This is a genomic window from Nostoc sp. DedQUE09 (assembly GCF_034530915.1).
GTDB lineage: Bacteria > Cyanobacteriota > Cyanobacteriia > Cyanobacteriales > Nostocaceae > Nostoc.
The window spans coordinates 1-15,362 of the sequence record NZ_JAVRCE010000108.1; the positions used below are offsets into that span (position 1 = coordinate 1).

At 41.5% G+C, this 15,362-nt stretch carries 14 protein-coding genes; 8 read left to right on the plus strand and 6 right to left on the minus strand.

The window, feature by feature from the left end:
* Positions 1–187 (minus strand): hypothetical protein (locus RMY27_RS34255; RefSeq protein WP_322669258.1); only part of this gene is annotated, 187 nt, incomplete at its 3' end.
* 310 nt (positions 188–497) lie between these two features.
* Between RMY27_RS34255 and RMY27_RS34260 the strand changes: the two genes are divergently transcribed.
* The 7 genes from RMY27_RS34260 to RMY27_RS34290 all read left to right on the plus strand — a co-directional run bounded on the left by RMY27_RS34260 (position 498) and on the right by RMY27_RS34290 (position 7,062).
* Positions 498–1,040, plus strand: coding sequence for a hypothetical protein (locus RMY27_RS34260; protein ID WP_322669259.1), 543 nt, complete (start codon positions 498–500; stop codon positions 1,038–1,040).
* 82 nt (positions 1,041–1,122) lie between these two features.
* The gene (locus tag RMY27_RS34265) at positions 1,123–1,872 is read left to right on the plus strand and encodes an Rpn family recombination-promoting nuclease/putative transposase (protein ID WP_322669269.1); all 750 of its coding nucleotides are present in this window, start codon (positions 1,123–1,125) and stop codon (positions 1,870–1,872) included.
* Between the two features lie 51 nt (positions 1,873–1,923).
* Positions 1,924–2,235, plus strand: coding sequence for a hypothetical protein (locus RMY27_RS34270; protein ID WP_322669260.1), 312 nt, complete (start codon positions 1,924–1,926; stop codon positions 2,233–2,235).
* Between the two features lie 155 nt (positions 2,236–2,390).
* Positions 2,391–4,076, plus strand: coding sequence for an ABC-F family ATP-binding cassette domain-containing protein (locus RMY27_RS34275; protein ID WP_322669261.1), 1,686 nt, complete (start codon positions 2,391–2,393; stop codon positions 4,074–4,076).
* A 221-nt stretch (positions 4,077–4,297) separates the two neighbouring features.
* A complete protein-coding gene (gene gpmI / locus RMY27_RS34280) occupies positions 4,298–5,896 on the plus strand; it encodes a 2,3-bisphosphoglycerate-independent phosphoglycerate mutase (protein ID WP_322669262.1) in 1,599 nt (532 codons plus the stop codon).
* 112 nt (positions 5,897–6,008) lie between these two features.
* Complete coding sequence (gene secG / locus RMY27_RS34285) at positions 6,009–6,242, plus strand: preprotein translocase subunit SecG (protein WP_118167599.1); 234 nt, start codon at positions 6,009–6,011, stop codon at positions 6,240–6,242.
* Between the two features lie 10 nt (positions 6,243–6,252).
* A complete protein-coding gene (locus RMY27_RS34290) occupies positions 6,253–7,062 on the plus strand; it encodes a peptidase (protein WP_322669263.1) in 810 nt (269 codons plus the stop codon).
* 93 nt (positions 7,063–7,155) lie between these two features.
* On the opposite strand, the gene RMY27_RS34295 is transcribed toward RMY27_RS34290, so the two are convergent.
* The 5 genes from RMY27_RS34295 to RMY27_RS34315 all read right to left on the minus strand — a co-directional run bounded on the left by RMY27_RS34295 (position 7,156) and on the right by RMY27_RS34315 (position 13,463).
* On the minus strand, positions 7,156–8,304 hold the full coding sequence (locus RMY27_RS34295; RefSeq protein WP_322669264.1) for a glycosyltransferase family 4 protein: 1,149 nt from the start codon (positions 8,302–8,304) through the stop codon (positions 7,156–7,158).
* 355 nt (positions 8,305–8,659) lie between these two features.
* Positions 8,660–10,312: an MFS transporter gene (locus tag RMY27_RS34300; RefSeq protein WP_322669270.1), complete on the minus strand. Its 1,653-nt coding sequence runs from the start codon at positions 10,310–10,312 to the stop codon at positions 8,660–8,662.
* Complete coding sequence (gene recO, locus RMY27_RS34305; protein WP_322669265.1) at positions 10,299–11,294, minus strand: DNA repair protein RecO; 996 nt, start codon at positions 11,292–11,294, stop codon at positions 10,299–10,301. The genes RMY27_RS34300 and recO overlap by 14 nt, the downstream gene beginning before the upstream one ends.
* Positions 11,295–11,433: 139 nt before the next feature.
* Positions 11,434–12,114, minus strand: coding sequence for a deoxyribose-phosphate aldolase (gene deoC, locus RMY27_RS34310; protein ID WP_322669266.1), 681 nt, complete (start codon positions 12,112–12,114; stop codon positions 11,434–11,436).
* Between the two features lie 170 nt (positions 12,115–12,284).
* Complete coding sequence (locus RMY27_RS34315) at positions 12,285–13,463, minus strand: DNA cytosine methyltransferase (protein ID WP_322669267.1); 1,179 nt, start codon at positions 13,461–13,463, stop codon at positions 12,285–12,287.
* 372 nt (positions 13,464–13,835) lie between these two features.
* Between RMY27_RS34315 and RMY27_RS34320 the strand changes: the two genes are divergently transcribed.
* Positions 13,836–15,110: a glycosyltransferase family 4 protein gene (locus tag RMY27_RS34320; protein WP_322669268.1), complete on the plus strand. Its 1,275-nt coding sequence runs from the start codon at positions 13,836–13,838 to the stop codon at positions 15,108–15,110.
* Positions 15,111–15,362: the final 252 nt, after the last annotated feature.

A 15,362-nucleotide genomic window follows, 5' to 3' on the forward strand; every position in this document is an offset into this window, starting at 1 on the left:
AATTACCAAGTTTGCTTCTCCCCATTATATGCAGCTTCATTTTTAATTGGTATAACTTGGATTTCAGGTTATTAATACAAATATGATTAGGTATATTAATTTCAGAATTATCTGAGATTTTTTTAATTTCCTTCTTCAAATCTTGTTTCAAGGATGCAATCTCTTCTTGCCACGTTACCGTCAACATACTGTGTACCCTGTTTCGATGCTTACTTACTTGATATTTACAGTATGCCCATTATGCTTGAATATCTAACAATAGCCTCATAACACTACCAACCCCTTCTCTAGCAAGCCTTTAGCCACTTGGTGATGAGCAAGGCGATCGCTAATTTTGGCTGAGTTAAAGGGTCTGGTAGAAATACGTAATGGCTCCACAAACTAAGCCCATCTGCGTGGACTTCAGCAAGTTGAAACCCACGGAGGTGGGTTTTGTCTGTATAGCTGCGATTTATAATCGCCAGTGATAGGTTATTTTACTGGCAGTTAAGGAATAAATGGTTTTAAAATGGTGCAATCTTAAAATATTTAGGGGTGCAGCTATGTCGCTACGCAATGAGCCTTTAGATTGGCAACTTGAAACGAATAATCCTTATATACCAGTTTATCATCAAGGTAATTTGGTGGGATTTTTTAAACCAGATTATGCCAATGAAATTATTAAAATTTTAAATGAAGAAGAAGTTTTAAAGAAAGCACTAAAAATGGCTTGTACTGATTTAATTAAAAAAATAGGTGGCGATACTAGGAAAGTCAATTATTTAATGGAAAAATATGTAAAAACTAGTGAGCGTCCAAAACATGGAACTAGAGCGATCGCAGTTTTACTTCATGATAGACAAAAAGAGCTTGACTTGAGTAACCAGGAGTTTACTAAATTCTGCGATACCTTTAAATTATCCCCTACTGAACTGAATAATATTTATGCTGGAGAAGCATTTGATGATAGTTTATTAGCGCCCCTTTCACGGATATTAGGTATGGCAAAAGAGCAATTGCTGAAAGTGCGAGATGGTTCTGAAGAATCAATTAAAACATGAACAGCAAATCAAAAGTTTCAAATGATATAAAATTGTGAAAACAAACATCATCTTTTATCGGCTGTTTCAATAATTCCCTGATATCTTCTTTGAACTTATTGGTAATCCTCCAGAATCAGCTAGCCTTTATCAATTTTCATCAGTTGAAATCAAACAAACAGCCTTCAGAATAGATGGTGTGTTTCTACCGACACAAGGAAGCGATAACCAGATTTACTTTGTAGAAGTGCAATTTCAAGCTGATGGGGAAATTTATTCACGGCTAATTGCAGAAATATGTTTATACCTCCGTCAAAATCAACCATTAAATGACTGGGGTGCTGTGGTTTTATACCCAAACAGGAATGTAGATACAGGAGATATCAAACATTACCGTGAGTTTTTTACAAGTGGGCGCGTCAGGCGCATTTATTTGGATGAATTAGATGACGGTGCATCGCTTCCAATTGGCATTGCAACTGCTAAATTAGTAATTGCAACCGACGATATAGCGATCGCACAAGCAAGGGAGTTGATAGACAGAACCAAGTCCGAGATAAACTCACCATCAAAACAGCAGCAATTATTACAATTTATAGAAACTATTTTGGCTTACAAGTTTCCCACAATGAGTAGGGAGGAGATGGAGAAAATGTTTAGCTTAAGCGAGTTAAAACAAACCAGATTTTATCAGGAAGCCTTTCAGGAAGGTGTTGAAGAAGGTAAGGTTCAAGGCATTGAGCAAGGTAAACTCAAAGCAGTACCAGCAATGTTGGCAGCCGGGTTAACTGTAGAACAAGTAGCACAGGCGTTAGATTTGAATGTTGAAGAAGTCAGACAAGCCGCGCAGTAGGATTCTTCTAATCGAGGAGTAGAGGAATTGGTGGACTACAACATAGGAACTATGAGTTTCAAAGATACAAAAGTTTATCAAGAAGCATTTGAAGAAGGGCGTTTGGAAGGTTTACGGCAATCAGTACCTCGTCTATTAGATTTAGCGTTAACTATTGAGCAAGTTGCGGAGGGATTAGGTTTAACTATAAACCAAGTTCAAAACGCGAAACTCTATCATGATGGCATCCAAATAGGGGAGCGTAGAGCCAAATTACAATTAATACCCACCTTATTAAAATTGGGGGTGACAGTGGAACAAGTGGCAGAGGCATTTAGTTTCAGTGTCGAAGAAGTCAGACAAGTAGCACAAAGTCAACCTTGAGATGGATGTGGTAAATTTTATCCGTGGCTCAAACCAAATTTGGTTTGCGGCTTCCAAACTTGATCACGACGAATTTATAGTTAATTTTTGTTAATATTAGAGGCGGTGTTAGTACTTCGTCCTCAACCACCCACTCCCTACCTGAGAGAAACTTAATGCTGCGACTAGAACATATAAGTAAAATTTATCCCACAGGCGAAGTTCTCAAAGATATCAACTGGGAAGTTAAACCAGGCGATCGCATTGGCTTAGTCGGTGTCAACGGTGCTGGAAAATCTACCCAACTCAAAATCATCTCTGGGGAAATTGAACCCACCGCAGGCGAAATTATCCGTCCTAATAGCTTACATATAGCCTACCTCAACCAAGAGTTTGAAGTAGACCCTACCCGCACCGTTAGAGAAGAATTTTGGACTGTCTTCAAAGAAGCCAACGAAGTACAGTTAGCTCTGGCACACATACCACAGGAGATGGAAACGGCTAACCCAGATCAACTGGATCGGCTGATCGAGAAATTGGATCGCTTGCAGCGCAAATTTGAAGCCTTAGATGGGTACAACTTAGATGCACGCATCGGGAAAATCTTACCAGAGATGGGGTTTGGGCTAGAAGATGGTGATCGCCTCGTCAGTGCCTTCAGTGGTGGTTGGCAAATGCGGATGAGTTTAGGCAAAATTTTGCTGCAAAAACCCGACTTGTTGCTGCTGGATGAACCGACTAACCACCTAGATTTAGAAACCATTGAGTGGTTGGAAAATTACCTCAGAGGGCTGATTACGCCGATGGTAATAGTCTCCCATGACCGGGAGTTTCTTGACCGCCTCTGCACCCAAATTGTGGAAACTGAACGTGGCGTTTCCAGTACCTACCTTGGTAACTACTCAGCATATTTGGAACAAAAAGCCGAAAGTCAATCAGCACAACTTAGCGCTTACGAACGCCAACAGAAAGAATTAGAGAAGCAGCAAACCTTTGTTGATAGATTCCGCGCCAGTGCTACCCGCAGTACCCAGGCAAAGAGCCGGGAAAAGCAACTCGAAAAAATTGAGCGCATTGAAGCACCTATCGCTGGGGTAAGAACTCTACACTTCCGTTTTCCCCCTGCACCCCGCAGTGGACGCGAGGTAGTAGAAATTAAAGATTTAACTCATCTTTATGGTGATAAAATCCTGTTTCTGGCAGCAAATCTCCTAATTGAAAGGGGCGATCGCATTGCTTTTCTTGGCCCCAACGGTGCTGGAAAATCTACCCTTCTGCGCGTAATTATGGGTATGGAACCACCCACAGAAGGTATTGTTAAATTAGGGGATCACAACGTTATTCCCGGTTACTTTGAGCAAAATCAAGCTGAAGCTTTGGACTTGAAAAAAACTGTCATGGAAACTATCCATGATGAAGTTCCAGACTGGGATAATCAAGAAGTCCGCACGCTTTTGGGACGCTTCTTATTCACTGGTGATACTGTATTTAAGGCAGTTGGGGCATTAAGTGGAGGAGAAAAAGCTCGTCTGGCGTTGGCAAAAATGCTCTTACGTCCCGCGAACTTACTAATTTTAGATGAGCCGACAAACCACCTAGATATTCCAGCGAAGGAAATGCTGGAAGAAGCGCTCAAAAATTATGACGGTACGGCAATTGTAGTTTCCCATGACCGCTACTTTATTTCTCAAGTAGCTAACAAAATCGTCGAAATTCGTGATGGGGAATTCCGGGTTTACTTAGGAGATTATCATTACTATCTCCAAAAAATTGCCGAAGAAAAAGAACAAGCAAAGTTAGCTGCGATCGCTGCTGAAAAAGCTGCTAAAAAAGCTGCAAAAGCTTCCAGTAAAAAGAAATAAGAGATTGAATACGGACTTAGTAGTAGTGCTAAAATGCTACTACTAAGTAATTACTTGTTATTAGCGATCGCCGACATTACATAACAATTGCTAAAGTTTAAAAAATCATTCAAAAAACTGTAAGTCTTTCATAAAATAAATTAATAAGCAAAAATTCACTTGCGGCGTGGTTTAGCAGTGGTATCATTCGGGTATTACAAAAAGTAAAGGGCAATTTTACTATGACCAAAGCACCTGTTGCTCCTGTGGTGCTAGTCATTTTAGACGGATGGGGCTACTGCGAGGAGAAGCGAGGAAACGCTATTGTTGCTGCTAAAACTCCCATTGTGGAAAGTTTATGGGCAGCTTACCCGCATACCCTCATCCGCACATCAGGAAAAGCCGTAGGGTTGCCAGATGGTCAAATGGGCAACTCGGAAGTTGGTCATTTGAACATTGGTGCTGGGCGAGTTGTACCGCAAGAACTGGTACGCATCTCTGATGCGGTCGAAGACGGTTCTATTGCCTTAAACCCAGCACTCGTCAAAATTTGCCAGGAAGTTCGCTCTCGGAATGGCAAGCTGCACTTAGTAGGCCTTTGTTCTGAGGGAGGGGTACATTCGCATATTACCCATCTATTCGGACTACTTGACTTAGCCAAAGACCAGCGAATTCCAGAAGTTTGTATTCACGCCATCACCGATGGTCGTGACACCGCCCCAACTGACGGTGTAAAAGCGATCACGCAACTGCAAAATTATATAGACCGCACAGGAATTGGGCGCATAGTCACCCTCAGTGGTCGCTACTACGCGATGGATCGCGATCACCGCTGGGATCGGGTCAAACGCACCTACGACGTGATGACTCAAGATGGTGTGGGTGATAATCGCAACGCCGTGGAAATTTTGCAAGCATCTTACGCCGAAGGGGTAAAAGATGAATTTATCAACCCCATCCGAATTGCACCCGGCGCAATAGAACCAGGGGATGGGGTGATATTTTTCAACTTCCGCCCCGATCGCTCCAGACAACTGACTCAAGCTTTGGTCAGTCCCACTTTTAACGGTTTTGAAAGACAGCAAATCACACCTCTGTCTTTTGTCACCTTTACACAGTATGATTCAGACTTACCCGTGGCTGTAGCCTTTGAGCCGCAGAATCTTAGTAACATTCTGGGAGAAGTGATAGCTAATCATGGTCTGAATCAATTCCGCACCGCCGAAACAGAAAAATATGCCCACGTCACCTATTTCTTTAATGGGGGACTAGAGGAACCTTTTGCTGGAGAAGATCGGGAATTAGTAAGCAGCCCAATGGTAGCTACTTACGATCACGCCCCAGCGATGTCAGCAGCAGCAGTTACAGATGTAGCGATCGCAGCGATTCAAAAAGGTACATATTCTCTAGTTGTGATTAACTATGCCAACCCAGACATGGTAGGGCATACTGGTCAAATTGAAGCTACCATTACGGCAATCGAAACAGTCGATCGCTGTTTGGGACGCTTGTTGGAAAGCGTTATCAAAGCCGGCGGTACAACAATCATTACTGCCGATCACGGCAACGCTGAGTATATGCTAGATGAAGGGGGTAATCCCTGGACAGCTCATACTACTAACCCAGTCCCCCTCATCTTGGTGGAAGGAGAGAGAGTTAAAATCCCTGGATATGGTACAAATGTCGAACTGCGAAGCGATGGCAAGCTATCCGACATCGCCCCCACGATTCTAGAGATTTTACAGTTGCCTCAGCCACCAGAAATGACTGGGCGATCGCTGCTGAAAACAGCAGAATATGAGCTGCAACGTACTCGCACCCCTGTGCAAGTAGGGCTGTAAAAGAGTGCTGAGTCCTGAGTTAGGAGTTTTTAGTGAACTCCTAACTTTTGAATTCTGACTCCTGACTCCTGAATTCTGTTTTTTAAAACTTGTTATAAATGAGATTCCTACCATGACAGTTAGTAATATCGTGCAAGGCATTTGGGCATTTTCCGCCACTGGTTTGATTATCTTGGTTTTACTGCATAGTCCCAAAGGTGATGGTATTGGCGCCATTGGTGGACAAGCCCAGCTATTTAGCAGCACCAAGAGTGCAGAAAACACCTTAAACCGAATTACTTGGGCATTGACAGTAATTTTTCTCGGTTTAACAGTAGTTTTAAGTGCTGGTTGGCTGCCTAAATAAGGATAGGTCAATGGGGAAAAGAACCCAACACCCGATACTTAATACCCTAATAAATTTAATTTCACGACAGTTTATTACAGCTCTTGCCTTGTTTATTGGCACAGGGCTGTTAATTATTTTTACTAATATCCAGTTGAGTAATGGGTTTGCAATAATACCAGAATATGTACATTCAGATTTAATAATTTCTCTCCCCACTTCCCCAAAAACTCATCCCTTACCGCCCACACTGGCACAGTGGCGAGATAACACTAACAGTGGTGACTACTTTTCACAAGTCACAACAACCCAAGTTGGTTATTTAATCTGGTCACAATTTCCTGTTCGAGTTTACGTAGAACCACCAAGAGCGATCAGCGAAAAACAAGCTCAAGCATGGGTTAACGCTGTATTACAGGGTGTACAGGGGTGGAGTACTTATTTACCTTTAACAATAGTCGAACAGCCAGAAGTTGCTGATATTACGATCGCGCGAAAAGCGCCACCTCTACAAATTTCCCCTGGTAGTAATATACCGCGTGCGCGATCAGCACAAACTACTTACGAGTTATACACCAGCAGCAAAATTTTATCCCACCGCTTCACCATCTTGATAAGTCCTAGTCAAACACGTGAGTATCTCATTGCAGCAGCCCGCCACGAATTCGGTCATGCGCTAGGAATTTGGGGTCATAGTCCGCTAGAAACTGATGCTTTATACTTTTCTCAAGTTCGTAACCCGTCGCCTATTTCTACCAGAGATGTAAATACTCTAAAGCGGGTTTATCAACAGCCAACCAGTTTAGGATGGCCTTTAATGGATAATTCAAAAATTAATTGATCGATAGGTAAATTGGAAAATGTCTACCAAACAAGAATTAGAAATTCCCATTTATCTGATAATTTACAATGCGATCGCACTTCTTCCTTTTCCTTACGCTCTACGACTTAGTGGTAAAGGTCGCTGTGCTAAAACTCCTTTATAAAGTTCTTCCAGCAGACTAATATTTTTACTAAGGGTATAGCGGTCTAATACACGCTGTCTAGCTTTTTGCCCAAGTAGGGTTGTTAACTCAGGATGGTCTTGCAACACTGGTAAAAGGGTTCTCAATTGTGATCGCGCTGTTTTGGTACTAATAACTATACCTGCGCCCTTTTCCAATACTTCTCCATCTGCACCGACGTCTGTCGCTAAACAAGCCAACCCACATGACATTCCTTCTAACAAAGATAGGGACAAACCCTCTACCAATGAAGGCAAAATAAATACATCTGCACCGCGCAAAATTTCGATCCGTCGGTCTTCATCAGCGACAAATCCCAACCAGATAATGCCATATTCGGAACCATAAAATTGCTCTAAGGAAGACTTTAAAGGGCCGTCGCCAACAATTAGCAACTTAGTACCAGGCCCCATTGCCGACTGCTTCCAAGCCCGGAGGAGGGCTTCAACATTTTTTTCTGGTGCTATGCGACCCTGATAGACAAATAAACGTTCGGCTTTAAATTCTGCTTTGACTTGAGAAAACCCTGGAGAATACTTGGCAGTATCAACACCGTTGGGAATTACGGCAATATTTTCTTCCCTGACACCCATCCCTGCCAATAATTCTCGCTGAATTTGGGAAAATACAATCACGCGATCGTAGTTAACTAAAAAAGGCGCGTAGAGCTGGTAAGCCAAAAGTTGTGTTCCCGATACCAGTTTTGCCCCCTTTCCAGCAAATGGCGTGTGAAAAGTGGCAACTAGAGGCAACCTCAGTTCCTCACAGATTTCCGGTAGAAAAAAGTCTAGAGGAGATAAAGTCAAGGAAGCATGGACTACATCTGGTTTGATTTCCCGCAGTGAATCGGTTAAAACTTTGGTGGCTTTAAAAGTGGGAATTGTGTAAACCTGAGACTTATAAATGAAAGGTAGAGAAACCTCTCGAAGATTTGGCCAATTCTCAGGTTCAGACTCTTCCTGGGCGAAGTGAAGAAAGCTAACTTGATGTCCCCTATCTAGCAAGGCATTTGTAATTTCTCGACTGTAGGTGACATTGCCGCAAAAGGGTGATTTTTTTCCAATCCAGGCTATACGCATTCTTTGTTTAGCTGTAAGAAAAGCGGGTTTAATCTATTACTTGTGTGTCCTTTGTGATTTTTCTTTTATCTAGTTATACTTGCTGGTTTTTATTTATTAAAAATTTCCATAACTTTCTACTAGTTTAAAAAGCTTATTTTCAGCTAATTAAACCAGTGGTTTTATGGCTTTATTTATTTTAGTTATAAGTTGTTAATTTCTGATACTTAAACAACTTATTTTGACTAATGTCAGATTCATATCCGGCAAGTATGTGATAAATTTTCACTGGCAACAGTTTACCATGAACACAAAAGCTTTAAGTAAATTATTAATTACGTCAAGGTAATAATTAATAACTACTGTTAGCTGATAACTACTTGTGCGAGTTATACCAGGTTAATATACCTCCTGAAAAGACGATCGCAGCTAATCCCAAAAAAACTACCTGTAATCCCAGAAAGGTTTCTGCGACACCAGCTAATGCTAAAGGTAAGGAGAGGGCAATATTAATTACATTGTTCTGCAAGCCAAAAACTTTACCACGCATTTCTGGAGGTGTTTCTGTTTGGATTGCGGTTTGCATAGGAATTCCCACTAGTGCCCCAAAGATGCCCACTAGCGCCACCAGTAACAATACGAGCCACAGTTGAGTTGTAAATACTGACAGACCAATCAGGGATGCTGCCATACCCATACAACCGCACAGACTTAGCTGAGTATAGGAGAAACGTTGACCAAATTGACCAAGAATTGTTGCTCCAGCCGCGATGCCAACACCGCCAGCTGCTAGTAAAAAGCCGAACTGAGAGGCTTTCATATTGGGAATTATTTCTGCCATCCGAACGGCTAGAACAGTTAATGCTGCAAAAACAGAAAACAAGATAATCAGTTGAAGTAAAGCATTGCGGACGCGATGATTTGCTTTGAGATAGGCAAAACCGTCTCGCAAATCAGAGAATACGTGAGGGAATTCTGTATCGGGGTGGTGGTGTTTTTCCTTAGTTGCCAGGAGGAACAAAATTATTCCAGCGATCGCATAACTGCCACCTACCAAAAGTTCCTTGCCCAAACTACCACTACCACCAATTTGCAGCCAAAGTCCATCAGCGATCGCTAACAACGGTTCTCCAACGGCAAACCCAACAATCACCGATGCCATCATCGTTGTTGTGTAAAGCGAATTAGCCGAGAGTAAATGCTGTTCTTCTACAATTAAAGGAATTGCCGCCTGTTCTGCCGGGGCAAAAAACTGTGTCAAAGTCGAAACTAAAAAAGTCACACCCAAGATGATTACAAAACCCACTGGCAGCAATCCGATGGGTTTCCAATCATGAGTTAACCACACCAAGAAGGGAATTGACAAAACTAGGATGCCGCGCCAAATATTTGTTGCTACCAGTACAGCCTTTTTCGACCAGCGATCGACAAACACGCCAGCAACGGAACCAAACAATACGGCTGGAATAGTAAAAGCCATCATCAAGACTGATACCCAACCACTAATACTCTGATTGCTTCCTTGAAACTGAGTATTAATCAAGGCAATCATCAGTACCAAATAAACTTTATCTGCTAGTTGAGAGAAAACTTGACCGCCCCAAAGAGACAAGAAATTAGGATTTTTTAATACAGGTAAAAATCCTAACTGTTTTACATTCCCTGCAATAGCTTCTCCACCTGAACCAGAGCCATCTAATTGCGGTAATTCTTTTTCTGGGATAGTGTCTACTGGCAAATTCCGCCCATTGGGAACGCTATTGCTATCTACCTCTGGAGTAGTTAATTTGTCCTCTGATTGTATTTCTGATTGGCTTGGAACATCAGTTTTTGGGATCTCCGCTGTCCAACTTTGATCGTTTTGAGAAACATCTTTTGGGGACATTTCTTGGCCATTTATTTGACTAGGTGTACACTTGGGAACAGCACTCAAGTGATTCCTGACTGTAGGATCTGATACCCTATTCTGTTTTTTGGCGAGGCTTGGTGACAAAGGCAGGATTTTCTTATCCAAATCAGACGGTTGCATCATGGTTGGCAGCAAAATAAGAGTCGATCAAGGTAGCAGAGCGGATAGGGCGACCTAATTGATACTGAGCATACTGGCGCAAAATCTGCTCAACAGATAACCAGTCATGATCTCTAGCACCATCAATTTGCATTATCTCTGGTTGTGACAAATGTTGAAGCAAAGCTAGTTGCATAGCACCCAAACGACTAGAAATCACAGGTATTTCTTGCCGATGCACAACAATTGTTTGGGCATTGGGGAGCCAGTGCGTTGCGGAGGTTCTCTCCGTTGAAGCAACTGGCGTCATTGGAAATGGGGCATGAGGTACAGGAAATTGGTCATTAATCTCCCCCTGCTCCTCTGCTCCCCTGCTCCTCTGCCCCTCTGCCCTCATTTCCCTCTCCCCCTCTTTTCGTAAACGTTCCCTAGCTTCTAAGGAAACCGTTCCACCCGCAGGGATGCTAAATCCTACCTGCCAGTTGGGATCTGTGAAGTCTGGCTTAAGGGAACGTTGAGATAGGCAACAGATTTGCACTTGTGGTGTCAGTCCTGCTAAGGCTAAAAGGTGAAATACACCATGAGCCAGATGAGCCAAAACACCAAATGGATTTGCACTAGACACCGCCTCTAAGCGATGAAGATGTTCATTGAACAAATCATAAAGTTCTTCTTGGGGTTGTTCGCTCAAAGCTTCACACAGAACTATTTCTGCTAAATATTGACTGGCAGCCAGTTTTCCCAAATCTTTAGCTAAACCAGGATAAGTTTTTAACGTTTGTGCTTGAGTAATTTTATCAAGCGATCGCCCTTTGGCAATCAATAGTTCATTCACAACGAACATTCCACTCCTACCGCCCAGGCTGGAGTTGTGCTTACGTGACCCTGGAGCCACGGCTCGAATTAGACCGAATTCTCGTGTCAAAATCGTCACTATTTTATCCGATTCTCCCAGCGCCTGGGTTTTAAGATTAATACCAGTTGCTTTGTAGGTTCTACTCATTACTCATTAGTCATTAGTCACTAGTCATTAGTAGTTATTTAGCCATTAGTCATTGAGCAAGGGTCATTAGATTAGGACAAATGACATAGACGCTTCTGCGGCTTCCCGCAGGGTAGGACAAATGACAAAGGACAAATGACTATTCACCCTTTCCCAGGTTATCGCGCTGACGGATCAAATCCATACCGCGAGATGTGCCTAATCTAGTAGCACCCGCTACGATTAAGTCTAGGGCTTGATTGATAGTGTGGATACCACCTGAAGCCTTAATTCCCACCCTTTCTTTTGCCAATTCCTGCAAAAGTCGCACATCTGCCACTGTGGCACCACCATTCCAACCAGTACTAGTTTTTAAGAATGTTGCTCCTGCCTCCATAGCTATTTCAGCAGCTATTTTTTTCTCTGCATCTGTCAACAGGTTAGTTTCCAAAATCACCTTGACTGTTTGTCCAGTCTCTTCGCAAATTTCGGCAATCTCCCGGTGGACTTCTTCAGTTTTGCCAGCTTTCAACCAGCCCAAGTTCATGACTACATCCAACTCAGTGGCCCCACTATCCGCCGCTTCTTGAGCTTCATACAGTTTCACCGCTGAAGTCGTTGCACCAGAAGGAAAACCAATCACCGTACAGACTTTGGGGTTTTTACCGTGGAGGAGTTCTACTGCTTGCTTAACATTAGCGGGGAACAGACAAACCGCCGCAAAGTTGAATCTATATGCTTCTTCACACCATTGCTCAACCTGCTCTGGAGTAGCCGTTGGCATTAACAGGGAGTGATCGATAAATGGCGCAATATCAATGTCTGGATAGTCTGCTGCCATCGTGTCTTCTGCCAGTGATTGATTATTAAACTTTATAAAAAATTAAAACATTTCTTATATATATATTAAACCATATTTATTACGAGTTTATCCTGAAAACAAGCCGCTGAATTGTCTTTAATATTGGCTTTACAGATATCCCGGAATTACTGCAAGTATTTAAGTTGACGCTAAGTAGTAGTAATACTAGGAATACCAAGAGTGTTTTTTCCACTATTTCCTAAGAAGTTAATAATAGTTTGAGCCAATGCCTGGGATGCCAAATATGGGACACCATTACCAATAGTTTTAAACATATTAGTGAGTGACATACTATCTGGAAGTACAAAATTTGCAGGCAAAGATTGGATAGCTAAAGCTTCTGCTACAGAAATTCGCCGGATTTTGTAAGGATGTAAATGTACTTCATTATTTCCATAGCAAGCTGTCGGAGAGTAACGCCATCTATGCAGACGCTTGAAAGATTTTTTAGAATCATCTCCTTCATCAATAGCAGCAAATTTTGTGATACCTGCTCTGGGTTGAAAACAGTTTTCAGAATTTGGATGTTTCAAAACGTTATTTTTGATAAACCAGTATTCAACTGTTAATTCTTCAGGTATGTCATCAGGACAAGGTATTAGAGAATTTTCTTGGAATGGTTCACACTTACGCCAAGGGTAAGCAAAAACTTTTTCGCGAGGATATAAAATATAATTATTCCAAGGAAAAGATCGCTCATGTAGTAACTTTTCACTACCGATTTTGATCTCTCTGTCCTGAAGAAAATTATTTTTGAAACCAATTAGAATAATTCTTTCTCTATCCTGAGGTACGCCATATTCGATAGCATTAATTAATCGTTCTGTTAATATATAGCCTGCTTCGTGTAATTGTTGCTTGAGTGATTCAAAAAATAAACGGTGTTTTGTTGTCTTCCATAAACCCTTAACGTTCTCAAATAAAAAGAAATCTGGAAGATTGCGGCAAATTAATTCAATATATGCAGCGGAAAGTTTACCATTATTTCCTAAACTTCCTCTATTTTTTCCACCAATAGAAAAATCAGGACAGGGAGGCCCACCGATGAAACCAATTATATTATGAGATTTGCGGCTGTCTTTAACTAATTCTTGAAGGTGTTGTGCTTCTTTTCCAATAATAAGTTTTGTTACATCTCCTGCCTCACCATGATTATATCCATATTCAGGCGATCGTATTTTTAGAACTTCCCGTGAATGGCGATAGGCGGCGATAAATGGGGCGAAAATTTCATTGACATAAACAATATTAAAACCGCTGGTTTCAAAGCCTAAATCTAGGAAACCAGAGCCAGCAAAAAAAGAAAAAATACAAGGGCGATCGCTCATTGCATGACTAGTACGATCAAAAAATCTTATTAATATTCAGATTAAATAAAAATGAGTTATTGACGTAACTTATAGGGAAAGCTAATACTAAGCTATCCCAATGATTTCATGTTTGGCAAAAACTAATACACTTAGGGCTTCTACGTAAGTACCAATCAAAAAAGAACAATTTCAAAACTGCTTAAATAGTAAAAAAATTTCACAGCTTCCCTAAGTATTACATCTCAAAGTTTACTCAATCTTTAAGGAAAATACCTGACAGAAAAAGAGTCTAGAGTCACAATTAAATATAGGGGTTTCCAAGCCCAAATGATATTTCAGACAAATATTTGTCACTAAATAAAAAACCGGGGTACTTGAGACTAAATTTTTATGCGGATTTTAATTTACTCCTACAACTACTATCCAGAGCCAATTGGTATTGCCCCACTGATGACTGAATTAGCAGAGGGACTAGTGAAACGTGGACATGAAGTGCGCGTAGTTACTGCTATGCCGAACTATCCTGAGCGGCAAATTTACCAGGAATATCGGGGCAAATGGTATGTTAACGAATACAAAAATGGCGTTCAAATTCAACGCAGTTACGTTTGGATTCGTCCACAACCAAACCTATTAGATCGGATATTACTAGATGCGAGTTTCGTCGTCACTAGTTTTGTACCCGCCCTTCTCGGTTGGCGCCCAGATGTGATCCTCTCAACATCGCCATCCTTGCCAAGTTGTGTACCAGTTGCGCTTTTAGGATGGTTACGTGCTTGTCCTGTAATCTTAAATCTACAAGATATATTACCAGAAGCAGCCGTCCACGTCGGTCTGCTAAAAAATAAATTACTCATCCAGTTGTTTACATTATTAGAAAAATTTGCCTACCGCAGTGCCAGTAAAATTAGCGTCATCGCTGATGGGTTTGTGGACAATTTGCGAGCTAAGGGCGTAGAAGCTCACAAAATTGTGCAAATTCCCAACTGGGTTGATGTAAATTTTATCCGCCCTTTGCCTAAAGAAGATAACCCTTTCCGTGCAGCACATAATCTGAATGGCAAATTTGTAGTATTGTATTCTGGTAACATTGCCCTAACCCAAGGCTTAGAAAGCGTCGTCAAAGCTGCTTCTGTGTTGCGCCATATCCCAGATATTGTCTTTGTCATCGTTGGAGAGGCAAAAGGTTTACAGCGATTGCAACAGGAATGTCTAGACTGCGGCGCAGATAATGTGTTGTTACTGCCATTTCAACCCCGTAAACATTTGCCACAAATGTTGGCAGCTGCGGATGTTGGTTTAGTGGTGCAAAAGAAAAATGTTGTATCCTTCAATATGCCGTCAAAAATTCAAGTGCTACTTGCTAGTGGAGGGGCCTTAGTTGCCTCTGTACCCGACAATGGTACGGCAGCAAGAGCCATTAGGCAAAGTGGCGGCGGAGTTATCGTTCCTCCAGAAGATCCCCAAGCTTTAGCGATGGCAATTTTAGATTTGTACAAAAACCCCGAAAAAGTCAAAACTTTGGGTTACAAAAGTCGCCAATATGCTGTTGAGCAATATGCTTTTGAACAAGCTTTAAATCAGTATGAGTCCTTGTGTTACTCATTGACAGCAGAACGTAGAGAAATTCAGTCTACAGGCATAGTTACGAAACAAGAAGTTTAATCTTTGCAGCAAAGTTATGCTGCATCTATAGAAATTACAATTATGCCCTCAAATCTAAGTAGTAGAAAGTTTGAGGGTAACTAATTTTACTATTATAGATATAGTAATAGATAAGCAGATTTTCAGATGCATTGTTGAACTAAAAATCTTACAGCTTCACTTCATTCAACTCGTGGGTTATTGAGCCCAAGCTATGTACTGGAGTTTAGACTAAAAGCGATATGAGAGAACGTAAATCAAATAGAATTACAG

What these genes read in the sequence shown, in the direction of transcription:
- RMY27_RS34260 (WP_322669259.1), top strand. Translation starts at nt 498, where the DNA reads ATGGTTTTAAAATGGTGCAATCTTAAAATATTTAGGGGTGCAGCTATG.
- RMY27_RS34270 (WP_322669260.1), top strand. Translation starts at nt 1,924, where the DNA reads ATGAGTTTCAAAGATACAAAAGTTTATCAAGAAGCATTTGAAGAAGGG.
- RMY27_RS34275 (WP_322669261.1), top strand. Translation starts at nt 2,391, where the DNA reads ATGCTGCGACTAGAACATATAAGTAAAATTTATCCCACAGGCGAAGTT.
- gpmI (WP_322669262.1), top strand. Translation starts at nt 4,298, where the DNA reads ATGACCAAAGCACCTGTTGCTCCTGTGGTGCTAGTCATTTTAGACGGA.
- secG (WP_118167599.1), top strand. Translation starts at nt 6,009, where the DNA reads ATGACAGTTAGTAATATCGTGCAAGGCATTTGGGCATTTTCCGCCACT.
- RMY27_RS34290 (WP_322669263.1), top strand. Translation starts at nt 6,253, where the DNA reads ATGGGGAAAAGAACCCAACACCCGATACTTAATACCCTAATAAATTTA.
- RMY27_RS34295 (WP_322669264.1), bottom strand. Translation starts at nt 8,304, where the DNA reads ATGCGTATAGCCTGGATTGGAAAAAAATCACCCTTTTGCGGCAATGTC.
- RMY27_RS34300 (WP_322669270.1), bottom strand. Translation starts at nt 10,312, where the DNA reads ATGCAACCGTCTGATTTGGATAAGAAAATCCTGCCTTTGTCACCAAGC.
- recO (WP_322669265.1), bottom strand. Translation starts at nt 11,294, where the DNA reads ATGAGTAGAACCTACAAAGCAACTGGTATTAATCTTAAAACCCAGGCG.
- deoC (WP_322669266.1), bottom strand. Translation starts at nt 12,114, where the DNA reads ATGGCAGCAGACTATCCAGACATTGATATTGCGCCATTTATCGATCAC.
- RMY27_RS34315 (WP_322669267.1), bottom strand. Translation starts at nt 13,463, where the DNA reads ATGAGCGATCGCCCTTGTATTTTTTCTTTTTTTGCTGGCTCTGGTTTC.
- RMY27_RS34320 (WP_322669268.1), top strand. Translation starts at nt 13,836, where the DNA reads ATGCGGATTTTAATTTACTCCTACAACTACTATCCAGAGCCAATTGGT.